The 25169-nt window shown below is 70.6% G+C and carries 19 protein-coding genes and 1 riboswitch; of the genes, 8 read left to right on the top strand and 11 right to left on the bottom strand.

Annotated elements, in window-relative coordinates:
* Positions 1 to 94: 94 nt before the first annotated feature.
* From V1258_RS09030 to dnaA, 11 genes are all read right to left on the bottom strand, one after another.
* Positions 95 to 670, bottom strand: a complete 576-nt coding sequence (locus V1258_RS09030; protein ID WP_329749327.1) for a DUF3566 domain-containing protein — start codon at positions 668 to 670, stop codon at positions 95 to 97.
* A 5-nt stretch (positions 671 to 675) separates the two neighbouring features.
* On the bottom strand, positions 676 to 3549 hold the full coding sequence (gene gyrA / locus V1258_RS09025) for a DNA gyrase subunit A (protein ID WP_329749326.1): 2874 nt from the start codon (positions 3547 to 3549) through the stop codon (positions 676 to 678).
* Positions 3550 to 3627: 78 nt separating this feature from the next.
* The gene (gyrB, locus tag V1258_RS09020) at positions 3628 to 5727 is read right to left on the bottom strand and encodes a DNA topoisomerase (ATP-hydrolyzing) subunit B (protein WP_442878604.1); all 2100 of its coding nucleotides are present in this window, start codon (positions 5725 to 5727) and stop codon (positions 3628 to 3630) included.
* 484 nt (positions 5728 to 6211) lie between these two features.
* Complete coding sequence (gene ribH / locus V1258_RS09015; protein WP_329745931.1) at positions 6212 to 6676, bottom strand: 6,7-dimethyl-8-ribityllumazine synthase; 465 nt, start codon at positions 6674 to 6676, stop codon at positions 6212 to 6214.
* Positions 6673 to 7944, bottom strand: a complete 1272-nt coding sequence (ribB, locus tag V1258_RS09010; protein WP_329749324.1) for a 3,4-dihydroxy-2-butanone-4-phosphate synthase — start codon at positions 7942 to 7944, stop codon at positions 6673 to 6675. The genes ribH and ribB overlap by 4 nt, the downstream gene beginning before the upstream one ends.
* On the bottom strand, positions 7941 to 8582 hold the full coding sequence (locus V1258_RS09005) for a riboflavin synthase (RefSeq protein ID WP_329749323.1): 642 nt from the start codon (positions 8580 to 8582) through the stop codon (positions 7941 to 7943). Before V1258_RS09005 ends, ribB begins: the two co-directional genes overlap by 4 nt.
* Before the next feature lie 17 nt (positions 8583 to 8599).
* Positions 8600 to 9655 carry a bifunctional diaminohydroxyphosphoribosylaminopyrimidine deaminase/5-amino-6-(5-phosphoribosylamino)uracil reductase RibD gene (ribD, locus tag V1258_RS09000; protein WP_329749322.1) on the bottom strand — a complete coding sequence of 352 codons (1056 nt, stop codon included), beginning with the start codon at positions 9653 to 9655 and terminating at the stop codon, positions 8600 to 8602.
* Positions 9656 to 9770: 115 nt separating this feature from the next.
* A riboswitch (FMN riboswitch) is annotated at positions 9771 to 9900 on the bottom strand.
* An 87-nt stretch (positions 9901 to 9987) separates the two neighbouring features.
* Positions 9988 to 10734 carry a DUF721 domain-containing protein gene (locus V1258_RS08995; protein ID WP_329749321.1) on the bottom strand — a complete coding sequence of 249 codons (747 nt, stop codon included), beginning with the start codon at positions 10732 to 10734 and terminating at the stop codon, positions 9988 to 9990.
* A gap of 7 nt (positions 10735 to 10741) precedes the next feature.
* Positions 10742 to 11998, bottom strand: coding sequence for a DNA replication/repair protein RecF (gene recF, locus V1258_RS08990; protein WP_329745936.1), 1257 nt, complete (start codon positions 11996 to 11998; stop codon positions 10742 to 10744).
* Between the two features lie 19 nt (positions 11999 to 12017).
* The gene (dnaN, locus tag V1258_RS08985) at positions 12018 to 13142 is read right to left on the bottom strand and encodes a DNA polymerase III subunit beta (RefSeq protein ID WP_329745937.1); all 1125 of its coding nucleotides are present in this window, start codon (positions 13140 to 13142) and stop codon (positions 12018 to 12020) included.
* A 543-nt stretch (positions 13143 to 13685) separates the two neighbouring features.
* Positions 13686 to 15398 carry a chromosomal replication initiator protein DnaA gene (dnaA, locus tag V1258_RS08980; RefSeq protein ID WP_329749320.1) on the bottom strand — a complete coding sequence of 571 codons (1713 nt, stop codon included), beginning with the start codon at positions 15396 to 15398 and terminating at the stop codon, positions 13686 to 13688.
* 460 nt (positions 15399 to 15858) lie between these two features.
* Here dnaA and rpmH point away from each other — a divergent pair, with 460 nt between their 5' ends.
* The 8 genes from rpmH (at position 15859) to V1258_RS08940 (ending at position 22102) form a co-directional block, all read left to right on the top strand.
* Positions 15859 to 15996: a 50S ribosomal protein L34 gene (gene rpmH, locus V1258_RS08975; RefSeq protein ID WP_329745939.1), complete on the top strand. Its 138-nt coding sequence runs from the start codon at positions 15859 to 15861 to the stop codon at positions 15994 to 15996.
* A gap of 34 nt (positions 15997 to 16030) precedes the next feature.
* A complete protein-coding gene (gene rnpA, locus V1258_RS08970) occupies positions 16031 to 16426 on the top strand; it encodes a ribonuclease P protein component (protein WP_329745940.1) in 396 nt (131 codons plus the stop codon).
* Entirely contained in the window at positions 16423 to 16764 is a 342-nt protein-coding gene (gene yidD, locus V1258_RS08965; RefSeq protein WP_442878602.1) for a membrane protein insertion efficiency factor YidD, read from the top strand. The genes rnpA and yidD overlap by 4 nt, the downstream gene beginning before the upstream one ends.
* Before the next feature lie 37 nt (positions 16765 to 16801).
* Positions 16802 to 17902: a membrane protein insertase YidC gene (gene yidC, locus V1258_RS08960; protein WP_329749319.1), complete on the top strand. Its 1101-nt coding sequence runs from the start codon at positions 16802 to 16804 to the stop codon at positions 17900 to 17902.
* Positions 17903 to 17996: 94 nt separating this feature from the next.
* Positions 17997 to 18686: a Jag family protein gene (locus V1258_RS08955; protein ID WP_329749318.1), complete on the top strand. Its 690-nt coding sequence runs from the start codon at positions 17997 to 17999 to the stop codon at positions 18684 to 18686.
* A gap of 8 nt (positions 18687 to 18694) precedes the next feature.
* Positions 18695 to 19360 carry a 16S rRNA (guanine(527)-N(7))-methyltransferase RsmG gene (gene rsmG, locus V1258_RS08950; protein ID WP_329749317.1) on the top strand — a complete coding sequence of 222 codons (666 nt, stop codon included), beginning with the start codon at positions 18695 to 18697 and terminating at the stop codon, positions 19358 to 19360.
* 34 nt (positions 19361 to 19394) lie between these two features.
* Positions 19395 to 20276: a ParA family protein gene (locus tag V1258_RS08945; RefSeq protein WP_329746048.1), complete on the top strand. Its 882-nt coding sequence runs from the start codon at positions 19395 to 19397 to the stop codon at positions 20274 to 20276.
* A gap of 83 nt (positions 20277 to 20359) precedes the next feature.
* Positions 20360 to 22102: a ParB/RepB/Spo0J family partition protein gene (locus V1258_RS08940; protein ID WP_329749316.1), complete on the top strand. Its 1743-nt coding sequence runs from the start codon at positions 20360 to 20362 to the stop codon at positions 22100 to 22102.
* The last annotated feature ends 3067 nt before the right edge of the window (positions 22103 to 25169 follow it).

Here is a 25169-nt window from a genome sequence, read left to right as displayed (position 1 = left end):
CCCCCCACACCACACGCGGACCCCTAGGGGCCTATTTTCCCCAGAACATGCTCCCTCAGGCGCCGTGGTGCGGGGTGAGGCGGGGCCCCGGGCGTCACTCGTCGGTGAAGGTCATCCGGAGGCCGCCGAGCAGTGCGGCGACGAGGTTGTAGAGGAAGGCCAGCAGCGTACCGAGCGCGGTGATGATCACGACGTTCACCACGGCCACGATCACGCCGTAGGAAAAGAACTTCTCGAACTCGAAAAAGGTCATGAAGGGCAGCGGGTCCCCGCTGTTGAGGTCGCGGCCGAGCTGGTCGATGGAGGCCCACAGGCCCACCGCGTCCACCAGGTTCCACAGCAGCGCGACGGCCACCACGGTCGCGATGCCGATGGCGATGCCGATCAGCAGCGACAGCTTCATCACGGAGAACGGGTCGATCCGCGAGAGGGTCAGACGCACACGGCGCGGGCCGCGGCGCTCACAGGTCGAGGGACTCGCCGCCGCCTTGACGGGGCTGCGGCTCGCGCCCTTCGCGGCGTTCCCCGAGCCCTTCGAGGTGCTCCCGGAACCCTTCGCGGAGCTCCCGGAGCCCTTCCCGGTGCGGGACGAGCTCGCGGAATCCTCGACCACGGGCATCTTGGACGTCTCCTCGGCGGACGTGGTCGTCCTCGAGTCGCTCGAGCTCATGGGGGTCACTCCTCGTTCTCGTCGTCACCCGCGGGGGACGGGGCGGACGGATCCGAGCCTAGATCATCGCTGTCCGCGGGCGCGGAGGCGTCGCCGTCGGCCGCGGAGATCTCCACAGCATCTCCGTCGGCCCCGGCGTCCCCCTCGGCCACAGCAACCACGTCGGCACCCTCAACCACGTCGGCCCCGGCGGCCCCGGCAGCTTCTTCGAGGTCCTCCTCGGACTCGGGGCTCGTGGTGACGAGCAGGATGCGGTCGCCCGCGTCAGGCTTGGCGAAGGTGACGCCCATGGTGGTGCGGCCCTTCGGCGGCACCTCGGCCACCTTGGAGCGGACCACGCGGCCGCGCTCCATGACGACCAGCAGCTCGTCGGTCTCGTCGACCACCGCGGCGCCGACCAGGTGGCCGCGGTCGTCGGGCAGCTTGGCGACGCGGATGCCGAGGCCGCCGCGACCCTGCACCCGGTACTCGTCGACCGAGGTGCGCTTGGCGAAGCCGCCGTCGGTCACCGTGACCACGAATCGGTCAGGACGGACCACGTCCATGGCGAGCAGCTCGTCGTCGTGGCGGAACTTCATGCCGGTGACGCCGGAGGTGGCGCGGCCGGTGGGGCGCAGCACCTCGTCCTCGGCGGGGAAGCGCACGGACTGGCCGTTGCGGGAGACGAGCAGCAGGTGGTCGTCGGCGTCGACCGCGCGGGCGGCGATCACGCGGTCCGGGCGGGTGCCGTCGGGACCGTCGACGTCGCGCAGGTTGATGGCGATGATGCCGCCGGTGCGGTTCGAGTCGAAGGCGGTCATGGCGGTCTTCTTCACGAGCCCGGAGCGGGTCGCGAGCACGAGGTACTGGGCGTCCTCGTAGCTGTCGATCGCGAGGACCGAGGCGATGCGCTCGTCCGGCTGGAAGGCCATGAGGTTCGCGATGTGCTGGCCCTTCGAGTCGCGCGGAGCCTCCGGCATCTCGTAGCCCTTGGCGCGGTAGACGCGACCCTGGTTGGTGAAGAACAGCAGCCAGCGGTGCGTGGTGGTGGTGAAGAAGTGCTCCACCACGTCGTCGGCCCGCAGCGAGGCGCCGCGCACGCCCTTCCCGCCGCGCTTCTGCGCGCGGTACTGGTCGGCGCGGGTGCGCTTGACGTACCCGCCGCGGGTGATGGTGACGACCACGTCCTCCTCGGGGATGAGGTCCTCCATCGACATGTCGCCGTCGAAGGGCAGGATCCGGGTGCGGCGGTCGTCGCCGTACTTGTCGACGATCTCCGTGAGCTCCTCGGAGACGATCTGCCGCTGCCGTGCCGGGTCGGCGAGGATCGCCTCGTACTCCTCGATGAGGGCCTGCAGCTCGTCGTGGCGCTCGATGATCTGCTGCCGCTCGAGGGCGGCCAGGCGGCGCAGCTGCATGGCGAGGATGGCGTTGGCCTGGACCTCGTCGATCTCCAGCAGCTCCATCAGACCGGTGCGCGCCTGGTCCGCGTCGGGCGAGCGGCGGATCAGGGCGATGACCTCGTCGAGCGCGTCGAGCGCCTTGAGGTAGCCGCGGTAGATGTGGATCTGCTCCTCGGCCTTCTTCAGCCGGAAGCGGGTGCGGCGCACGATGACGTCGATCTGGTGCTTCGTCCACTCGCGCACGAAGGAGTCGATCGACAGGGTCCGCGGCACGCCGTTCGCGAGCGCGAGCATGTTCGCGGAGAAGTTCTCCTGCAGCTGGGTGTGCTTGTAGAGGTTGTTCAGCACCACCTTCGCCACGGCGTCGCGCTTGAGGGTGATCACCAGGCGCTGACCGGTGCGGCCCGAGGTCTCGTCGGTGATGTCGGCGATGCCCTGGATCTTGCCGAGCTTGACCATCTCCGCGATCTTGCGGGCCAGGGTGTCGGGGTTGACCTGGTACGGCAGCTCGGTGACGACGAGCGCCATGCGCCCGTTGATCTCCTCGGTGGAGACCACGGCGCGCTGGGTGATGGAGCCGCGGCCGGTGCGGTACGCCTCCTCGATGCCCTTGGTGCCCACGATGGTGGCGCCGGTCGGGAAGTCGGGGCCCTTGATGAACCGCAGGCACGCCTCGAGCAGCTCCGGCTTGGTCGCCTCGTGGTTCTGCAGCAGCCACTGGACGGCCTCGGCGACCTCGCGCAGGTTGTGCGGCGGGATGTTCGTGGCCATGCCCACGGCGATGCCGGCGGAGCCGTTGACCAGCAGGTTCGGGAAGCGGGCGGGCAGCACGGAGGGCTCGTCGACGGTGTTGTCGTAGTTGCCCTGCATGTCCACGGTGTCCTGGTCGATGTCGCGGACCAGCTCGAGGGCGAGCGGCGCCATCTTGCACTCGGTGTACCGGGGGGCGGCCGCGCCGTCGTCGCCGGCGGAGCCGAAGTTGCCCTGGCCGAGGATCAGCGGGTAGCGCATCGACCACGGCTGCACGAGGCGCACCATGGCGTCGTAGATCGCGGTGTCGCCGTGGGGGTGGTAGTTGCCCATGACCTCGCCGACGACCTTCGCGCACTTCGAGAAGGAGCGGTCGGGGCGGTAGCCGCCGTCGTACATCGCGTAGACGATGCGGCGGTGCACGGGCTTGAGGCCGTCGCGCACGTCGGGCAGCGCGCGGGAGACGATCACGCTCATCGCGTAGTCGAGGTACGAGCGCTGCATCTCGTGGTTGAGGTCGACCTGGGTGATGCGGTCGACCTCCCCGTCGTCGAGGGGATCGACGAGGGTGACGGTCCGGTCGGCGGCCTCGGCCGCGCTCAACTCGGTGGCGCCGTCGGGCGTCGGTCCGGCGGGCGGGGCGGGGGTGCCGGCTGCCGACGGGGAGTCGGCCGACGGGGAGTCGGCGGAGGGGTTCTGCTCGGAGCCGTTCTCGGGAACGGTCGGGTCCTGCGGGGTGTCGCTCATGGCAGGGAAGGCCTTTCGGGTGGGGCCGGATCTGGGGACGGGTCCCGGGCGCGCGGGGCGCTGCGCCGGGGCCGACGGTCAGATGTCGAGGAAGCGGACGTCCTTGGCGTTCTCCTGGATGAAGCGGCGCCGGGACTCGACGTCGTCGCCCATCAGCACGGAGAAGATGGTGTCGGCGTCGGCGGCCTCGTCCACGGTGACCTGCTTGAGGGTGCGGGACTCGCGGTCCATGGTGGTGGACTGCAGTTCCTTCCAGTCCATCTCGCCGAGACCCTTGTAGCGCTGGATGCCGTTGTCCTTGGGGATACGGCGCCCGGCCGCGCGGCCGGCGGTCATCCGCTCGTCCCGCTCGGCGTCGCTGAAGACGTACTCGTGCGGGGCGTTGGACCACTTCAGGCGGTACAGCGGCGGCATCGCGATGAACACGTGGCCCATCTCGATGAGCGGCCGCATGTACCGGAACAGCAGGGTCAGCAGTAGGGTGCAGATGTGCTGGCCGTCGACGTCGGCGTCGGCCATCAGGATGATCTTGTGGTAGCGCAGCTTGGTCGCGTCGAAGTCCTCGCCGATGCCGGTGCCGAAGGCGGTGATCAGCGAGCGGACCTCCTGGTTGTCCAGGGCCCGGTCGAGCCGCGCCTTCTCGACGTTGAGGATCTTGCCGCGGATGGGGAGGATCGCCTGCGTGCGCGGGTCGCGGCCCTGCACGGCGGAGCCGCCCGCGGAGTCGCCCTCGACGATGAAGATCTCGCACTCGGAGGGGTTGCGGCTCGAGCAGTCGCGCAGCTTGCCGGGCATGCCGCCGGTCTCCAGCGGGGACTTGCGGCGGGTCGCCTCGCGGGCCTTGCGCGCGGCCTCGCGGGCGAGCGCCGAGGCCTGGCTCTTGGCGACGATGGCCTTGGCCTCCGCGGGGTGGGAGCCGAACCAGTCGGTGAGCTGGTCTGTCATCACCTTGACCATGAAGGTGCGGGCGATGGTGTTGCCCAGCTTGGTCTTGGTCTGGCCCTCGAACTGGGGCTCGCCGAGCTTCACGGACACGACGGCGGTGAGGCCCTCGCGGATGTCCTCGCCGGTGAGGTTGGCGTCCTTCTCCTTGAGGATGCCCTGGGCCTTGCCGTAGCGGTTGACGATCGCGGTCAGCGCGCTGCGGAAGCCCTCCTCGTGGGTGCCGCCCTCATGGGTGTTGATGGTGTTGGCGTAGGTGTGCACGGACTCGGAGTAGGAGCCGGTCCACTGCATCGCGACCTCGACGCTGATGTGGGCGTCGGTGTCCTCGGCCTCGAAGGAGATCACCTCGGGGTGGATCACCTCGGCGCGCTTGGCGGAGTTGATGAACTCGACGAAGTCCTGCAGGCCGCGCTCGTAGCGGTAGGCGACGGTGCGGGGTCCGGTCTGCTTGCCCTCGGCCTCGAGCTCGACGTCGACGAGGTCGGCGTCCTCCTCGTCCTGCGCATCGGGGGTGCGCTCGTCGGTCAGCGCGATGCGCAGTCCCTTGTTGAGGAAGGCCATCTGCTGGAACCGCTTGCGCAGGGTCTCGAAGTCGTAGACGGTCTCGTCGAAGATCTCGTCATCGGCCCAGAAGGTGATGGTGGTGCCGGTCTCGTCGGACGCCTCGCCCTTGTCCAGCGGGGCCTCGGGCACGCCGCGGGCGTAGGCCTGGCGCCACACGTGGCCGTCGCGGCGGATCTCGACCTCCATCCGGGTGGACAGGGCGTTGACCACGGAGGAGCCCACGCCGTGCAGACCGCCCGAGACGGCGTAGCCGCCGCCGCCGAACTTGCCGCCGGCGTGCAGCACGGTGAGGACCAGCTCGACCGCGGGCTTGTTCTCGGTGGGGTGCATGGCGACGGGGATGCCGCGGGCGTGGTCGACGACGCGCACGCCGCCGTCGGCCAGCAGGTACACCTCGATGGAGTCGCCGTGACCGGCCATGGCCTCGTCCACGGAGTTGTCGACGATCTCCTGCACCATGTGGTGCAGGCCGCGCTCCCCGGTGGAACCGATGTACATGCCGGGGCGCTTGCGGACCGCCTCGAGTCCCTCGAGGACGGTGATGTCCGAGGCGTCGTAGTGCTCGGGGGAGCGTGCCGCCTTCTCGCCCGCGCTGAGTCCGGGATCCGGCGCCGGCTCCGCCGCGGGGACGGGATCCGGCACGCCCTGGGGCGCGTCCTGCTCGGGCATGGGTCGGTCGCTGTCGCTCACCTGGTGTGGCTCCTCGCTGTCCTCGGTCCCCGGTCGGGAGAGCGACCGGGGGCGGTTCGACCGGGCACGGGGAGCGGCCCGCGGTCCGACGCGCGAACGGCCCGCGGAGTCCTCGCGCGCACGCGCGCGCGGGCCCCGGAGGCCGCTGTGCTCGAACCGACGGCTTCGCAGTCCACCGGGACGTCAGGGACGTCGGCCGAACCTCCGCCGATTCTATCGGAGGAGGGGCGTGAAACCTATTCGACGCCCCGTTCCTGTGGAGAAGTCACCGCGGAGAGCCTCCCAGGCGGCCTGGAACGGCCTCTGGACGGGGTCCGGGGGTCCTCGGACGAGGTCCCGTACACCTCCCGACCCCCTCGCGCGGCACAGGCGCGTCTGCGGTCGCGACCCCCAAGACGATGACTGGACGGTGACCGAGCCGTCACCGAGCCGCCCCCGAGCCGCAGGGGAATCCGCCGCCGGATCAGAGCGCGGCGAGGACCGCGGCCGTCTCCAGAGCCGCCGCGACCGCCTCGCGCCCCTTGTCCTCGCGGGATCCGGGAAGCCCGGCGCGATCACGCGCCTGCTCCTCGTCGTCGCAGGTCAGCAAGCCGAAGCCGACGGGGACGCCGTGGTCCAGGGCGACCCGGGAGAGCCCGTCGGTCGCCGCCGCGCACACGTAGTCGAAGTGCGGGGTCCCGCCGCGGATCACGACGCCGAGCGCCGCGACCGCGTCGTGGGTGCGGGCGAGCCGGTCCGCGACCACCGGCAGCTCGAAGGATCCGGGGACGCGCACCACCGTCGGTTCGACGCCGGCCTCGCGGGCCGCAGCGAGCGCGCCGGCGAGCAGGCCGTCCATCACCTCGCGGTGCCAGGAGGCGGCGACGACGGCGAGTCGGGTGCCGGGGCGGGCGGTGAGCTGCGGGGCGGGGGCGCCGTGTCCGCTCATGAGGGGTCTCCGTTCGTGAGGGTGTGGGTCGAGGGGAGGCCGATCAGGCGATGCCCCAGGCGGTCCCGCTTGGTGGTGAGATAGGTGAGGTTCTCGGGGGTGGGGTGGGGGTCGAGGTCGACGACGCCGTGCACGTCGACCCCGCCGGCGCGCAGCGCCTCGATCTTCTCGGGGTTGTGGGTCAGCAGGTCGACCGCGCCGACGCCGAGGTGCGCGAGGATCCGCGGCACGACGGAGAAGTCGCGGGCGTCGACGGGCAGGCCCAGGTCGAGGTTCGCCTCGACGGTGTCGCGGCCGGCATCCTGCAGGGCGTAGGCCCGCAGCTTCTGCGCGAGGCCGATGCCCCGCCCCTCGTGGCCGCGCAGCAGCACGAGCACGCCGCGGCCGCGGTCGGCGATCCGGGCGAGGGACTCCTGCAGCTGCGGGCCGCAGTCGCAGCGGTGCGAGCGGAGCACATCCCCGGTGACGCACTCGGAGTGCACCCGGGTGAGGACCGGCCCCGGCGCGTCGACCTCGCCGAGGACGAGCACGAGGTGCTCGGCGGCGCCGTCGGTCACGGCGAGCGCCGAGAAGAGGCCGTGCGGCGTGGGCAGCGGGACCGGTGCGGTGACCTGCAGGGCGGATTCCTCGACGACCAGCAGGTCGGTCTCCTCGATCTCCCGGCGATGGGCGACGAGGGCCTCGATCGAGATCAGGGCCAGGCCGTGCCGGTCGGCGAAGTCCCGCAGCGCCGGACCGCGCATCATCGTCCCGTCGTCGTGGACCAGCTCGACGATCATCCCCACGGCCTCGCGTCCCGCGAGGCGGGCGAGGTCGACCGCGGCCTCGGTGTGTCCGCGACGCTCGAGCACCCCGCCCGGTCGAGCGCGCAGCGGCAGCACGTGCCCGGGGCGGATGAGATCGGCGGCGCAGGTTCCCGCCCCGCCGAGCACGCGGAGGGTGCGGGCGCGGTCCGCGGCCGAGATGCCGGTGGTGACACCGGCGGCGGCGTCGACGCTCACGGTGTACGCGGTGCGCAGGGGGTCGGTGCTGTGCTCGACCATGAGCGGCAGCTCGAGCCGGTCGGCCCGTGCGGCCTCCATCGGCGCGCAGAGCAGCCCGCTCGAGTGGCGCACCGCGAAGGCGATCAGCTCGGGGGTGGCGCACTCGGCGGCGAGGATCAGGTCGCCCTCGTTCTCGCGATCGGCATCGTCGACCACGACCACCGATCGACCGGCCGCGATCTCCTCCACGGCACGGCCGACGGGGTCCAGGCGCAGGCCGCTCATCGGTCCGCCCCCGTCGGCAGCAGCCGGCCGGCGAGCCGCTCGACGTACTTCGCCAGCACGTCCACCTCGAGATTGACCACGTCGCCCACGGTCCGCCGGCCGAGGGTGGTGCGGTCGAGGGTCTCGGGGATCAGGCCGATGCTGACCTCCGCGCCGGTGATCCCCGCGACGGTCAGGCTCACCCCGTCGACGGCGAGGGAGCCGCGGTCCACGACGTACCGCTCGAGGCCGTCCGGGAGCTCGAGGCGCAGGAGGGTCGTGCCGCCCGCCTCGGTGCGACCGGTGATCCGGCCGATGCCGTCGACGTGGCCCTGGACGATGTGTCCGTCGAGCCGCCCGTCGGCCCGCACGCAGCGCTCGAGGTTGACCCGGTCGCCGGGTGCGCGGGAGCCGAGGGCCGTCGCGGCGAGGGTGGTCGCGATGACGTCGGCGGTCCAGGTGGTCCCGTCGTGGGAGGTGACGGTCAGGCAGCAGCCGTCGACGGCGATCGAGTCGCCGAGGCGGATCCCCTCGAGCACGTGGGGCGAGCGGATCCGCAGGCGCGCGGGGCGGCCTGGGGCCGACGGATCCGCGGGGACCTCCTGGGGGTGCTCGAGGGATTCGATCGTGCCGAGCTCCTCGATGATTCCGGTGAACATGGCGGTCCTTTCGGGGGTCACGCCGCGCGGGGGCGCAGCAGGAGGCGGAGGTCGGTGCGACCGTCCGCCGAGGTCAGGGGGCGGGCCTCGACCAGCTCGAGGTCGAGCCGGTCGGCGAGGGTGGTGATGCCGAGGTCCGCGACGGCGGGGGTGCCGGCGCCGAGGAAGGTGGGGGCGAGGTGGACGATCAGTTCGTCGACCAGCCCCTCCCCCAGGAAGGCGGCGGCGAGGATCGCGCCGCCCTCGACGAGCACCTGGCGGACGCCGCGGGCGAAGAGCTCGGCGAGCGCTGCGGCGGGATCACGGGTGGGCAGCGCGAGGGCCGGGCCCGCCGCCGGGTCGGGGGCGAGCAGCTCGACGCGGGCCGTCCGCCCCATGACGGCGCGCAGCGGCTGGCGCCGAATGGGGGCGCCGTCGGCCGTGCGCGTGGTGAGCCGGGGGCGATCCGCGCGGGCGGTGCCGGTGCCGACGAGCACCGCGTCGCAGCGCTCCCGCAGCTCGTGGACCTCGGCGCGCGCGGCCTCCCCGGTGATCCAGCGGCTCGTTCCGTCGGCCGCCGCGATGCGGCCGTCGAGGGTGAGGGCGAGTTTCCCGGTGACGAGGGGGCGGGAGTGGATCAGCCCGTGCTCCCAGCCGCGCAGGAGCTCCAGGGCGCGGTCGTGGGGCGGCCCGGCGGGGACCAGCTCGACCTCGATCCCGGCGGAGCGCAGACGCTCGAGTCCGCCCGCGGCGAGGGGGTTCGGGTCCCGGCGGGCGATGACGACGCGCCGGATCCCGGCTGCGAGCAGGGCCTCGGTGCAGGGTCCGGTGCGTCCGCGGTGGGCGCAGGGCTCGAGGGTCACGACAGCGGTCCCGCCGGGGGCAGGGCCGCCGAGCCGGGACAGCGCGTCGACCTCGGCGTGGGCGGTGCCCGCCCCGCGATGCCATCCCTCGGCCAGCACCTCGCCGTCGGCGGAGAGGATCACGCAGCCCACGCGGGGGTTCGGTCCGGCCGGGACGGGATCGCTCCCCGGCGGGCCGGGGGCGAGGTCGAGCGCGCGCTCGAGCGCTCGCTCCTCAGCGGGGGTGATCATGTGCGCTCCTCCGGTCGGTCGCTCACGGACCGGACGAAGGGGCGTCGGGACGTCGCCCTGCACGGGGACCGCGGCGTCCCGCGAGGGGACGCCGAGCGGTCGCCACAGGGCGACATCGCGTGCGCTTCCCATCCGGACTCTCACCGTCGGTCCAGGAGTTCCACCTGGTCAACCGAGGGCCAGAGGCCATCGGGTCGCGGACTGTCACCGCCGGCTCGGAATTTCACCGACCCCAGTGCACGCGAGCTTCTCAGCTCGTCGCCGACCACGGTAGCAGTCCGGACCAGGGCGCCTCGCGGGCATGACCCGGGATGAACGGCGGCGAGAGCGGGTCACCCGTAGGTGTCGCGCGGTCCCCTCCAGGTCACGGTGCGGCGGCCCTTCTTCCAGGTGCGCTGGGAGGCGGCCGGGCCGGTGACCCGCAGCTCGGAGACCACGTGCGAGCCGACGTGCTCCTCGATCGTGGTGATCAGCTGCGGGGTGAGCAGGCGCAGCTGGGAGGCCCAGGCGGAGGAGGAGGCGCTCACCACGAGCACCCCGTCCTCGAAGGAGACGGGGCGGCAGTGGGTGCTGATCCGCTCGCCGACGATCTCGTCCCACTCCTCGAGCACGCGCCCGGTGTTCATCCCCGCGGTCCAACCCAGGTTCCCGAGGACCTTGCGCAGCACCGACTCGATGCCCTGCGGGTCGCGGGGATCGGGCCGGGCGCCGGAGTAGCCGGGCGCCCTCGTGGAGCGATCGCGCACGTCACGGGCCTGTGTCTTCGCCGAGATCGGGTAGAGGCCGCGGTCGCGGGCGGCGGCGCGGGAGCGGTTCACGGTGCGGCGGGCCAACTCGAAGGGGTCCGACGGCACGGGGGGCGCAGGCGGGTCGACGGGGTCCTCGCCGGCCGCGGGTCCGCGATCCGCCCGAGGGCGATCCGGCCGAGCCGGGACCTCACGGACAGGGACCTCACGGGAGCGGTCCTCCCGGACGGGATCCTCGTCTGTCGGCTCCGGCCGGGGCGCCCCACTCCAGGTGGAGAGGTCGTACGGATTCGCGAGCCGGGGACGGCGCGAGGCGGCCGGGTGCTCGGTCATCGGGTGCTCACCAGGAGCCGCTCGTCCGCGGGACGGCCGCGCCGAGGGTGACGTCGACCAGGTGGATCTCGCCGGTGAGGGAGTCCGGGATGTCGCTGTCGTTGGCGGTCGTGATCAGCACCTGCGAGGCGCCGGTGACGATGCGGCCCAGGCGCTCGCGCCGGTGCACGTCGAGCTCGCTGAAGACGTCGTCGAGGATGAGGATCGGCTCCCCGTCGCCGAGGTCCCCCTCCTCGAGACGCAGCAGGTCGTAGCTGGCGAGCCGCAGGGCGAGGGCCAGCGACCAGGACTCGCCGTGGCTCGCATAGCCCTTGGCGGGGAAGTCGTGCAGGCGGATCTCGAGGTCGTCGCGATGGGGGCCGGCGAGGGTCACCCCGCGGTCGATCTCCTCCTCGTGGCGCTCGGCGAGCAGCGCCAGCAGGGCGTCGTGGATCTCCCGGGTGCCGGGCAGCTCCCCGGGCGCGGTGCCGAGATGGTCCAGGACGGCCGACCGGTAGGCGACGTCGGCGGGGGACGTCACCTCGCCGCGCTGCCCGGGCGGCAGGTCGAGCGACTGCTCGGCGCCCTCGTCGGTCGCGACCCGCAGGTAGGAGTAGCCGAGATGCGGACGCAGCCGGTTGACCAGGTGCAGTCGCGCGCGCAGCAGCTCGGCGCCGAAGCGGGCGAGCTGCTGGTCCCAGACCTCGAGGGTGCTCGCCGCGGACTCCGCCGGGTCGAGCCCGCCGACGCTGCGCCCGCTGCCGCCGCGGCGCATCGAGCGCATCTGCTTGAGGAGGTTCGAGCGCTGCTTGAGCACGCGGTCGTAGTCCGCCTTCACGCCGGCGAAGCGCGGGGCGATCTCGAAGAGGAGCTCGTCGAGGAAGCGGCGTCGCCCCTCGGGATCCCCCTTGACCAGGCCGAGGTCCTCGGGGGCGAAGAGCACGGCTCGGACCTCGCCGAGGAGGTCGCGGAGACGGGAGACGTTCTGCCCCTGGACCCGGGCCCGATTGGAGCGGCCCGGGGTGATCTCGAGGTCGACCTGGAGGGGCCGCCCGGCGCGAAGGAGGCTCGCGCGGATGATCGCGGTCGCCGAGCCGCGGTGGACGAGCGCGGCATCGTGCGGGACCCGGTGGCTGGACAGGGTCGCGAGGTACCAGAGGGCCTCGACGACATTGGTCTTGCCCTGGCCGTTCGGACCCACCAGGACCGTGATCCCGCTCTGCACGGGCAGCTCGAGGCGCTGGTAGGAGCGGAAGTCGGTGAGATCGAGGGCGGTCAGCTGCACGGAGGAGGAGCTCCCGCGCTCAGATCCGCATCGGCATGATCAGGTACTTGTACGAGGTGTCGGGGGCTCCCTCGAGGGAGTCCTGACCGCTCATCACCGACGGCTTGATGGAGTCGGTGAAGGTCAGCCGCGCGAACTCGGTGCCCAGGGCGCCGAGGCCGTCGAGCAGGAAGCCGGAGTTGAAGCCGACCACGAGGTCCTCGCCCTCGAGCTGTGCCTCGAGCACCTCGCTCGCCTGGGCGTCGTCACCGGCGCCGGCCTCGAGGGCGACCTGGCCCTCGGTGAAGGACAGTCGCACGGGGGTGTTGCGCTCGGCCACGAGGGAGACGCGCTTGACCGCGTCGATCAGCGCGCCGGTCGCGACAACGGCGGTGATGGCGGTGGTGTCGGGGAAGAGGCGGCGCACGGGCGGGTACTCGCCGTCGACCAGGGTCGAGGTGGTGCGCCGGCCGCCGGCCTCGAAACCGATCAGGTTCGCGGAGGAGTCCTCGGTCAGGGCGATCTCGACGCTCCCGCCGGTGGACATCGAGCGTGCCACCTCGTGCAGGGTGCGGCCGCGCACGAGGGCGGTGAGCTCCGTGCCCGGAGTCGAGGGGTTCCAGGTCAGCTCGCGCAGCGCCAGGCGGTAGCGGTCGGTGGCCATCAGAGTCATGGTCTCGCCCGCGATCTCGACCTTCACGCCGGTGAGCAGCGGGAGGGTGTCGTCCTTGGAGGCGGCGACGGTGACCTGGGAGATCGCCTCGGCGAAGACGTCCGCCGCGACGGAGCCGGCGACCGGCGGCATGGCCGGCAGCTGCGGGTACTCCTCGACGGGCAGGGTCGCGAGGGCGAAGCGGGCGCTGCCGCAGCGGACCTGGAGCTTCGTGCCCTCGAGGGCGATCGAGACGTCCTTGTTCGGCAGGGCGCGGACGATGTCCGAGAGCATGCGCCCCTGGACCAGGACCTCACCGGGCTGCTCGACCTCGGCATCGAGCCGGATCTGCGCGCTGACCTCGTAGTCGAAGGTCGAGAGCTGCAGCTCGCCGCTCGCGTCGGCGACGATCCGCACGCCCTGCAGGATCGGCATCGCCGGACGGACGGGGAGGGTGCGGGTGGCCCAGGTGACGGCGTCGCCGAGGACGCCGCGGTCGAGGTGGAACTTCACCGTTGCCACTCCTTCGCAGTGGTCGAATGCCAGATCGGGGGACAGCGTATCGGTTTCCTCGCGATGCCGCCGACACACCGGTCGTGATCCTTGACAGTCGCGGCTCTCGGCGCCCGCAGGCTGCTCGCCCGAGTCGTCGGATCCGTGCGTCTCGGCTCCGTCCCGACGGCGTTTCGGCACCGTCCGCGCATCCACATCCCCGACGAGCACTGAACTACAGTCCTCTTCTTCACAGCTGTGGATCCTGTGGATTCACCGCAACACTGCAGGTCGTACGGAGAACGACAAGAGTGGACGGATCGTTGATCGGCGAGATCGGTCCGTGGGCGAGTTGTGCATCGATCGGCCAGGACCACCGATTCCTGTCATTCGCCCGTGCACAACCGCTCCTGCGCTTATGCTTCGCGATCCACACTGTCCACAGAGTTATCCACAGTTGGGGAGAACTGGTCGCTGACCTGGCCTGTTCTTCTCCAATTGCTCGCTGCTGCTCTCCGCTGCGCCCCGTTGCCCCTTGTCGCTCCCTGCGGGGCCCTCAGCGGCTCAGCGCGCGGAGTTCGAGCTCTTGATCCGCGCCGTGAGCTCCGTGACCTGGTTGAAGATCGCCCGACGCTCCTTCATGAGCTCGCTGATCTTCTTGTTCGCGTGCATCACCGTGGTGTGGTCGCGCCCGCCGAACTCCTCGCCAATGCGGATCAGCGGCATGTCCGTCAACTCGCGGCACAGGTACATACCGATCTGCCGCGCCGAGACCAGTCGCCGCGACCGGCCGGTGCCGATGATCTCCTCGACGCTCAGCCCGTAGTAGGTGGCCGTCTGCGCGATGATCGTCGCCGCGGTGATCTGGGCCCCGTCGTCATGGGAGAGCAGATCCTTCAGGACGCTCTCGGCGAGGGTGACGTCCATCGGCTGCCGGGACAGCGAGTGCAGCGCCTGCACCCGGATCAGCGCCCCCTCGAGCTCACGGATGTTGGTGGCGATGTGCGAGGCGATGTACTCGAGGACCTCGTGCGGCACCTCGCCGGTGTTCTCCTGCGCGACCTTCTTGCGGAGGATGGCGATGCGGGTCTCGAGGTCCGGCGGCTGCACGTCGGTCATCAGGCCCATCTCGAACCGGGAACGCATCCGGTCCTCGAAGCCTCCGAGCTCCTTGGGCGGCAGGTCGGAGGTGATCACGATCTGCTTGTCCGTGTTGTAGAGCGAGTTGAAGGTGTGGAAGAACGCCTCCATCGTCTCCGGCGCCCGCTGTAGGAACTGGATGTCGTCGATCAGCAGGATGTCGATGTCGCGGTAGCGGGCCTGGAACTCCTGGGCCTTGCCGAACTGGCCGGACTGCACCGAGTTGATGAAGTCGTTGGTGAACTCCTCGGAGTTCACGTAGCGCACCACCACGTCCGGGTAGAGGCTCTGGGCGTAGTGGCCGACGGCGTGGAGCAGATGGGTCTTGCCCAGGCCTGAGCCGCCGTAGATGAACAGCGGGTTGTACGCCTTCGCCGGGGTCTCGGCCACGGCCGACGCCGCGGCCTGCGCGAACCGGTTCGAGGAGCCGATCACGAAGGTGTCGAAGGTGTACTTGGCGTTGAGCCGCGAGTCCTCGCCGAGGGTCGAGGTGCCCGACGGGGCCCGCCGCGGGGCCGGCCCGGGAGAGGGTGCCGAGGATCCGGTGACCGCGGAGAAGCCGTCGAAGGCTCCGGGGAGGTCGGCGGCCGTCCCGCGGCCGAACCGGGAGACGGGATCCTCAGCACCGGACTCGGCGCCGGCCGACGCGGCGGAGGAGGAGCCGGGCATCGCGGCCCGGCCCGGCTGATCGCTCGCGGGCAGCACCGACCCGCTGTCCCGATCGCGGCGGAACGGGGTGCTGTGGACACCGCGCCCGGAGTTGTCCACAGCGTCGTCCACAGGATGTGCACGTCCGACGGTAGGTGCCGAGTTCGCAGCGCCGCCGACGGGGTTCGCGGCCGGCGGCAGCTCGTCCTCGTCGTCCTCCTCGAGCAGCAGCGACTCGTCGACGGTCACCGCGAAGCGGATGTCGCGACCGGTGGACTCGCTCAGCGCGGCCTTGAGGGAACCGGCGATCCGGTTCTCGAACAGCTCTTTCGCCGAGACGGAGGGCGCTGCGAGCAGGGCGGTGTCCGCCACGACGGCCATCAGGCGGGAGAGGGTCAGCAGGGCGATGACGCGCTGCGAGACCGTGCTGTCGCGACGCAGGGTCGAGAGCGTGCGCTCCCAGATCTCGTCGACGTTCGTGTCCGGCATGCTCTCTCCTGGCGTTCAGCGGTCCGGCCAGTTTTCCACAATGGCCCGCGGATTGTGGACCGAGCGTGTGGACGGAGCGGGTGAGGTCGGTCCCCTTCGCTCGACCAGTCACCGGCAGGTGGCGTGGAGCACAGGGTTGACCGCGCATAGCGCCGTGCCGGGGTCGTCGGCCGCACGAAAGGCCGCACGGGATGTCAGGGAGAGTGAGAATCGGGCCACAACCAGGCGCTGGGAGGCTCCGAGCGTTGACCCTCCCGGGGGTCGCCCCTAAAATCGTGCAGTCAGCGCTGCGCGCCGTCCCGATCACGGTCCCCGGGTCCACTGCGGATCCACTCCGGTGTCGGATCGGTCCTTCGGCAGCCGCCCCGCCCCGGCGGGTGCGCCCGGACAACCCGTTCGTGCAGCAGACGACCAGACCACTTCGAGGGTTGCATCCCGCGCCCACGACCGAGGAGAACCGATGACCAAGCGCACCTTCCAGCCGAACAACCGCCGTCGCGCCAAGAAGCATGGCTTCCGCGCCCGCATGCGCACTCGCGCCGGCCGCGCCATCCTGAACGCCCGTCGCGCCAAGGGCCGCTCCGAGCTCTCGGCCTGAGGTCGCGGCGGGACGTGACCGGCACGGACGCCCCGTGACCTGGTCCCGTCACCGGCTCCGCACCGGCGACGAGTTCCGCGCCGTCACCCGAGGTGGCGTGCGCAGCGCCCGATCCCACGTGGTCGTGCACCTTTCCCTGCTGCCGCAGGGGACGGGGGCACCCCGCGTGGGATTCGTCGTGTCCAAGAAGGTCGGCAATGCCGTGATCCGCAACCGCGTCACCCGTCGGCTGCGCGAGATCGTGCGGCCCCGGCTCGGCGAGCTGCCGGCCGACGCGGCGATCGTGGTGCGCACACTCCCGGGCATCGCGGAGCTGCCCTTCGCCGAGCTCGAGGCCGAGGTCGACGGGGCGCTCGGCGCCGCCTCCCGCAAGCTCGCCCGCTCGCTGGAGCCCCGCTCCTCCGAGCAGCGGAGCGAGGATCGGCGATGAGCGGCGGACCCGTCGGCGCGATCCTGGGCCTGCCCCGTCGGGCCCTGCGCTTGCTGGTGCACGCCTACCAGCACGGCCTCTCGCCGTACACACCGCCGGCCTGCCGGTACGACCCCGTCTGCTCGCAGTACGGCATGGATGCCCTGCGCGTGCACGGTGCGCTCAAGGGGACCCTCCTGACCACCTGGAGGATCCTGCGCTGCAACCCCCTGACCCGGGGAGGGCCCGACCCCGTGCCCGCCCCCGGCATGTGGACCAATCCACGCCGACTGCGGCACCCAGCCGGGCAGGGCCTACCCTTGTCCGAGACCCCCGACCAGAGCCGTCACCTCGCATGAACGACATGCGCATCCGTGCGGCAGGAAGACCAGGCCGATGAACCCCCTGTATCCGATCGAATGGGCCGTCGCATGGCTCATGGTCCAGTTCCACCGACTGCTGTCCCTCTTCATGGAGGCGGACTCCGGGATCACGTGGGTGCTGTCGATCGTGGGCCTCACGGTGGTGGTCCGCACACTGATCATCCCGCTGTTCGTGCGCCAGATCCGCGCCTCCCGGGCGATGCAGATGGTCTCGCCCGAGCTGCAGGCCGTGCAAAAGAAGTACAAGGGCAAGACGGACCAGGAGTCCCGGCAGAAGATGGCCGAGGAGACCATGGCCATCTACCGGGAGGCCGGCGCGAGCCCGTTCTCCTCCTGCCTGCCGATCCTGCTGCAGATGCCGATCTTCTTCGGCCTCTTCCGCGTGCTCTTCAACAAGCTGCCGCAGGCGGCGGCCGGTGAGCCCTTCGGCCCGCTGACCACCCCCCTCGCGCAGTCCGCGAGCAGCTCGACGATCATCGGCAATGTCACCATCGCCGACTCCTTCCTCAGCCCCGGCGCCGGTGACCTCACGACCCGCATCGTCTCGGGCGTCATCATCGCCGCGATGTGTGCGGTCACCTTCTTCACGCAGCGCGAGCTGACCATGAAGAACATGCCCAAGGCGGCCCTCGAGGGCCCCATGGCAAGCACGCAGAAGATGATGCTGTACATGCTCCCGTTCATCTACGTGATCACGGGACCGGGCATGCCGATCGGTGTGCTCATCTACTGGCTCACCACCAACGTGTGGACCTTCGTCCAGCAGTACATCGTCATCCGCGCGACCCCGACCCCCGGGTCCGACGCCGAGAAGGCCCGCCAGGAGCGGATCAACGCCAAGCGTGCGAGGAAGGGCCTCGAGCCGCTGGACTTCACGCCGCCGAAGAAGGTCGTCGAGCCGGATCCCGAGCCCGAGCGCAACCTCCGCGTCCAGCCCCCCTCCAAGAACAAGGGTGGCAGGAAGCTCTCGGACCAGGAGAAGCTCGAGCAGGCCCGCGCCGCCCGCGCTCAGGCCGCCGAGGAGCGCCGCAAGGCCCAGGAGGCCGCCGGCGAGGTGCCGGGCGTGACCACCAAGCCCGAGCAGAAGCGCTCGAAGAAGAAGCGCAACCGCTGACCCCCGCCGGCCCGGGAGCATCGACGCTCCCGGGCCCGCACCCTTTCCCCGATCGGAGATCCGCGGATCTCCCCACCCGCCCGGAGGACCCCGAATGACCGAGAACGCCCCCGAGACCGTCGCCGCCCCCGAGGGAGCGGAGACCGAGCTGACCGCCGCCGAACAGGCCACCGAGGAGCAGGCCACCGTGGAGCAGGCCGCCGCCGTGGAGTCCGCTCCCGAGGAGACCACTTCCGAGGACTCCGCCCCGTCGGCCGACGCCGATCCCGAGGAGGAGGCCGACGACGACTCCGGCACCGCCGGCGAGACCGCGGAGGAGCGCGTGCGCCGTCTCGAGGAGGAGGGCGACATCGCCGCCGACTACCTCGAGGAGCTGCTGGACATCGCCGACCTCGACGGGGACATCGACATCGACGTGGACGGCGACCGCGCCTCCGTCGAGATCCGCGGCGCCGACCGTCTCGCGGAGCTGAACCGGCCCAAGGGCGAGCTGCTCGACGCCCTGCAGGAGCTGGCCCGGCTCGCGGTCCAGACCCGCACCGGCAGCCGCTCGCGGCTCATGCTCGACATCGGCGGCTTCCGCGCCGAGCACAAGGACGGCCTCGAGGGCCTCGCCGAGACCGCGATCGCCGAGGCGAAGGAGACGGGTGCCCCGGTCCCGCTGCGCGCCATGAACCCCTTCGAGCGCAAGGTCGTCCACGACGTCGCCAAGCGCGCGGGCCTCCGCTCCGAGTCCGACGGCGACGGCAAGAACCGTCACGTCGTGATCTACCCGGCGAGCTGAGGTCCCCGGTGCTGCCCCTCCCCGACACGCTGCGCCCGACGGCTGAGCGGCTGTTCGGCGACCGCCTCGAGCTCGCCGAGCGGTACACCGACCTGCTCGCCGAGCAGGGGCCCGAGCGCGGTCTCATCGGACCGCGCGAGGTCGAGCGGCTCTGGGAGCGGCACGTGGTCAATTGCGCCCTGCTGACCGACGCCGTCGAGGAGGGGACCTCCACCCTCGCCGACATCGGCTCCGGCGCCGGGCTCCCCGGGGTGGTCATCGCCATCGCGCGGCCCGAGCTGTCGGTCACCCTGATCGAGACCATGCAGCGGCGCACCACCTGGCTCGAGGAGGTCGACGCCGAGCTCGGCCTCGGCCTCGAGGTGGTGCGCTCCCGGGCCGAGGAGCTGCACGGGCGGCGCACCTTCGAGGTCGTCACGGCCCGTGCCGTCGCGGCGCTGGACAAGCTCGCCCGCTGGTCGCTGCCCCTCGTGGCCGACGGGGGGAGCCTGCTCGCGCTGAAGGGCGGCTCGGCGGCCGAGGAGATCGAGGCGGCGCAGAAGACGCTGCGGAAGCTCGGCGGTGTCGATCCGCGCATCGACCGCTACGGGGTGGGCGAGGTCGAGGTTCCCACTACAGTGGTCCAAGTGCGTCGCCGGGTGGAAGCGACCAAGAAGGGAGAGGTACGTGGCTGAGCAGCGCGAGGGGACCTCCCCGGGAGGCGGGACGATGGACGACACCCCGCTGATGCGCGAGCTCAAGCGCGACCACGACCGTCGGCGGAAGCTCGAGGGTCTCGAGTTCACCGCACCCGCGGAGACCCGCATCATCACGATCGCGAACCAGAAGGGCGGGGTCGGCAAGACCTCGACCACCGTGAACCTCGCCGCGGCCCTGTCCATGGGCGGGCTCGAGGTGCTGGTCATCGACGCCGATCCGCAGGGCAACACCTCCACCGCGCTGGGCATCGAGCACCACGCGGAGGTGCCCAGCATGTACGAGGTACTGGTCGAGTCCGCGCCGATCAGCGACGTCGTCCAGCCGGTGCCGGACATGGAGCGGCTGCACTGCGCCCCCGCGACCATCAACCTCTCCGGCGCCGAGATCGAGCTGGTCTCCCTCGTCGCCCGCGAGAACCGACTGCGCAACGCGATCCGCGACCACCTCGCCCACCGGGCGGAGGAGGGGTTGCCGCGGCTGGACTACGTGCTCATCGACTGCCCGCCCTCGCTCGGCCTGCTGACGGTGAACGCCCTGGTCGCAGCGCGCGAGGTGCTCATCCCGATCCAGGCCGAGTACTACGCGCTCGAGGGGCTCAGCCTGCTCCTGAACAACATCGAGCTGATCCGCCAGCACCTCAACCCGGATCTCGTGGTCTCCTCGATCATGCTCACGATGTACGACGCCCGTACCCGGCTCGCCGCCCAGGTGGCGCAGGACGTGCGCGACCACTTCCCCGAGCAGACGCTCGAGACGACGATCCCGCGCTCGGTCCGCATCTCCGAGGCTCCGAGCTACGGACAGACGGTGCTCACCTACGATCCGGGCTCGAGCGGTGCCCTGGCCTATCGGGCCGCAGCCCACGAGCTCACCACCCGCCCCGTTCCCTGACCTCGAGCATCACCGGGCCGGCGCCGTCGCCGCGCCCCTCACGCTCATCCCCGACAACACACGACCTCCGGAAGGACACGGCCATGACGCAGAAGCGAGGACTCGGACGAGGGCTCGGCGCCCTGATCCCGGGTGCGGGATCGACGCCCGCTCCGGCGCCCGAGGGCGAGCTGCGCACCCGTGTGCGACCGGCCACCGAGGAGCCCGAGCGGTCCAGCTCCCCCCGCCCGGTGGACATGTTCTTCTCCGGTGAGAAGGTCACCTCCGAGGAGGAGCGCCCCCAGCGCGAACGGGGTCGGTCCCAGGACCTCGCGGGCGAGATGGCCAAGGCCGCGGCCGCCCGGCGCGGTCGCGGCACGACGGCCCGCGGGGCCGGTGCTCGGTCCGGTTCCTCTGCGAAGGCTGCGGCCGACGGGGAGGGCCGCGCGGAGACCGCGGCCCCGGCGACCACTGACCAGGCGCCGACGACGAAGACCCCCACGAAGAAGGCATCCACGCGGAAGTCGTCCGCCGGCCGTACCTCGACCGCGAAGAGCTCCTCGACGGCCGGATCGACGACGACCCGCAGCGGGAGCACGAAGAAGGCGGCCGCGACGAAGCCGGCTGAGACGAAGCCGGAGAAGGATTCGGCGGCGTCCACCCCCTCCGCATCGGGAACCAAGCGCTCTTCCACGCGGTCCGCAGCCTCCACGAAGGCTTCTGCGGAGAAGCCCTCGGCGCGTCCGGCCGAGACAGGCGAGGAGAGCCCCGTGGTCGACGTCGAGGAGGTCGTGTATACCCCGGCCCGCGACTCCCAGGAGCCGTCCCGCGAGGCCGCGCAGTCGGCGGAGCAGTCCTCCGAGGAGCCGACGGACTCCGAGACGGAGACCATCGCAGCGACAGAGGCGCCGGCGGTCGAGGAGTCGCTCGCCGAGGGGTCGACACCCGAGCCGGAGCAGCCGTCCGAGGCACCGCAGGATGTAGAGCCCGTGCGCCAGGAGCTCGTGAGCGTCCCCGGTGCGGAGTTCGCCGAGATCCCGATCCATGAGATCCGGGAGAACCCGCGCAACCCGCGCACCATGTTCGATGACGACGAGCTCGACGAGCTGGCCTACTCGCTGCGCGAGGTCGGCGTCCTCCAGCCCGTCGTCGTCCGCCCGATCTCGGTCACGGAGGACGGGGAGTCGTTCGAGCTGGTCATGGGCGAGCGGCGCTGGCGCGCTGCCCGGCTGGCCGGCCTCACCTCGATCCCCGCGATCATCCGGGAGACCAGCGATGACGACCTGCTTCGGGACGCCCTGCTGGAGAACCTCCACCGCTCGCAGCTGAACCCCCTCGAAGAGGCCAACGCCTATCAGCAGCTCCTCGAGGACTTCGGCTGCACCCAGGATGAGCTGGGCGAGCGCATCGGACGCTCCCGCCCGCAGATCACCAACACGCTGCGGCTGCTGCGTCTGCCCGCCCTCGTGCAGCGACGGCTGGCGAGCGGCGCCCTGAGCGCCGGGCACGCCCGCGCCCTCCTCTCGCTCGACGATCCATCCCTGATGGAGGAGCTCGCCCAGCGCATCGTCACCGAGGGTCTCTCGGTACGCGCCGTGGAGCGCCTCGTGGCGCGGGGCGGCGAGCAGTCCGCGACCCGCACCATCCGGCGCAGCACGTACGACCCGCACGTCGTGGACCTCACCAGCCGCCTCTCGAACCGCCTCGAGACCCAGGTGCGCATCGACGTCGGCAAGCGCAAGGGCAAGATCACCCTCGAGTTCACGAACCTCGAGGACCTCGAGCGCCTCGTGGAAACCATGGGACTGGATCTGCCCCTCCCCGAGACGGGCACCGCGGGCGACTGATCCCCTTCCCCATGAGGGGCTCAGCCCGCGGCTGACGGTCGCGACGAGAGCGGCTCGGCCTGCGACTGACGCCCTCTCCGTGGGTTCCCGAGCGACCCTCGGCGCCAGCCAGAGCCTCCTGCTGTACTGCAGCGCTACGTTCGGCAGCCAGTGTCGGTGCCGGATATGCCCGTAAGGGTGCGATGGTCCTCGGGATGTGAGGCCTCGACGTGCTGTCGTTCACTTGTCCTGTCGTGGATCGGTCCTCCCTTCTCGAATCGACTCAGTCGGATCGCCAAGCACTTAGCCCGGACGATGGTTCCGCGCTGCAGCTCGTCGGGGGTGGGGGCGGGGGAACCCTCATCATTACGATATGACACGGAGGCGGCAGGTGTCAGTTCATGCAACTGCTCTGTCTCCTTACCGCTTCTCGGGCACTCCGCGGGCAGGCGGTGCACAGACTTGTGCACACTGTGGATCACCCGGTCTTTTCCCTGGTCAAAGCGCTTCACGAGAGCTTCTCCACCGACGTATCCACAACTGTGGACGGTCCGTGTTGGGATCTTCTTGAGACGACGCGTGTGGGTGTTCGCGATGTGGTGAGCTCGCGACCACCGGCGGTCTCGGGGCAGCGGACGGTGCATGGACGGTGTCGTGAGCGATCGACCAGATGTCGTCCTGGTCCTCTATTCACGGCGCTCGACGCCGTTCCCCGTGAAACTGGTCAGCACGTTCGGTGTTGTGGCGAGTTCGTGCCGTCAGGCACGATGCGCGCCTGGAGCAGGCACACAGAGATCGGCTGATGCTCTCGATGGCCGCTTCACGCGAAACCGACGCTGGGTCTCGAAGGCTCGGGGGTCACCAATCTGCAGGGAGCTGGTCACCCTCGTTCTGTCGTCGGCACCACCATGTCTGCCGCCTCCCCCGTGTCGGTGTCAAACGGCGAGGGTTGGCGGTTCACCGAATGGCGCGTTCCACGGGAAACCAGTCCTGGTGGTGCCGGCGCTTTCCTATGGCGAGGGAGGCCGGAGGGGCCCGTGGGTCGGAGCAACTAGGGCGTCGTGTGGTGCGCATAGTGCAAAGAACCTGCAGGTCATCGCGATAATCCTCGACGTGTTTCCTCCTTTGCCGGGGTGCTTCAGGGGATCGTCAGCGACTCTGAGCGGTCCGCGGAGACCGCTTCGTTGTTTGCCCTCCTCCTTCTCCTCCTGAGGCAGTGCTGTGGCAGGAGGTGCCTGTACGTCGCAGCGGATGCGTGGGAAGGAATCCACTCACTTCCACGGGCCGTTTCCCGTGAAACTGTTGTCGGCCACTCGGCCTCTGGCCGGTCGGTGCCTCCTCTCGGGACGCATGAAAGACGGGCCCGTGCGCGTGGGCCGTGTGCTACGACGCCTCGTGTCATGGATGGGTGCGCGGACGGAGCAGGGAGTCCCCCGGGGGAACCGAACTCACCGTTTCACGGGAAACGTCCATTACGTGACAGAAGCCCTTATGGAGCGATAGCGAAGTTGGGACAGCGCGGACGAGACTGAGGTTCCCCGTGAAACGCACGTGGACGTGTACGCCGCTCGCTGAGTCGAGCGGCTGGGGCGCAGGGGGGCTCCCGGCCGTCGTGCAGAACCGTCGATTGCAATGCTGGGTCGTGGAAGGGACATGTTCAGTGAGTGTGCTGGGCCGTCCGCCGGTGCAGCCTGGTGTCGCTCGGGCCGGCCGCTCCGTGAGAAGCGGAGTTTCACGTGGAACCCGGGACTTCGCCGCCTTTGGGCTGTGTCGGCGAGGGCCCCGCGGCCATCACCGCACGTCATGAGTGGTCCCCGATGCCGTAGGTCAGCGTCTTCAGTTCCGATCTAACCGCGCCCATGGGAGTGCCAGGTTTCCCGTGAAACCGCGACGCATGCAAATGGTGGGCCGGTGTGGCGTCCGTCGTCGCGAGGACTGCCGCAGTCTCCAAGGAGCTTCGATTACGCCTCGAATGCAGAGGTGGAGTCCCGTCCCCATCTGCGGCAGGGTTGCGTCGATCGTGGGAGGGATGAGCGGTGATGAACTAGCCGCCAAAGTGGTTGGGCATGGTCGATCTCGCCCGGGAGGGGGACGCGTAGCCGCCACGGGGCAGCACGCATGCGGCGACACATGATGAATTCGCTCTTCGGCAGTCCTGTTTCACGGGAAACGTGACAATACTTCAGGCAGAGTTGCGGCGGACTCGACGTCTGGCTTCTATAAATCTTGATGCGGTGCCGACGGAGCCAAGGGAGAGCCATTCCCGCAGTCCAGTAGAAGAAGTAGGGCTGTTTCACGGGAAACACGACGAACTGACGCCGAGGTGAGTCGTCCGCCCTCGCGCAGTTCCTCATCGTGTACCTCATCGGCATTCCCTGTGACACCGGTGTCCCCGGGGGAGGTGGCATCCGCGGAGGCGCGGTGGTCTCGGCAGCTGTCCGCAGCGGAGTCGGGTGAATCTGTCTGGGGTTCGACCGATCGCGACGGTAGAGGAGTGTGTTTCACGTGAATCATGGGTCCAGGGCCGAGCGTCTCTAGTCCAGCCGTGAAGGCAGTCGGTGGGGGCCGTCAGCTCCACCCGAGGTGGCATCGCGTGTAGCGAGCGGGGGCGTTGTTTCACGGGAAACTCGCTTCAGAGGGACGAGGACTGGGCTCTAGATGTCCGAGGCGCAGCGCGAGGTGCAGCGAGGTTCACAACTGACGCTGCATCGTCCCCCACCGATTCTAGTTCGGGCGACATGACCAGCTGCGGGACTACCGGACGGAGGGGACAATAGGCCAGGTCAGCGTGAGAACTCAATCACCTCACCGTGGCGAGCTCCCTCCAGACAGCACGCTCCCACCTCACGATCGTCCGGCCATGTTGTTCTGCCATGCGGTTTCACGCGGAACGCCGATCTCGCTCACGTCGTCGGTGAACGGTAGGTGTCCAGCTGCTGGCGTGTTGCCCCCGGCGGCCCGAGTAGGCCTGCACGCGAGTCGGACTCTCGAGGTCTCTGGTCCACGTGGAACCCGTCTTGCTCGACGCGGCATCTCGGCTGATCGGCACGGCCGGTCACGTGGAGCCTGCCGCCGTTCGCCGCCCAGA

It is taken from the genome of Brachybacterium sp. J153 (assembly GCF_036311905.1).
Taxonomy (GTDB): domain Bacteria; phylum Actinomycetota; class Actinomycetes; order Actinomycetales; family Dermabacteraceae; genus Brachybacterium.
This window is presented reverse-complemented; position numbering and strand designations above follow the sequence as displayed.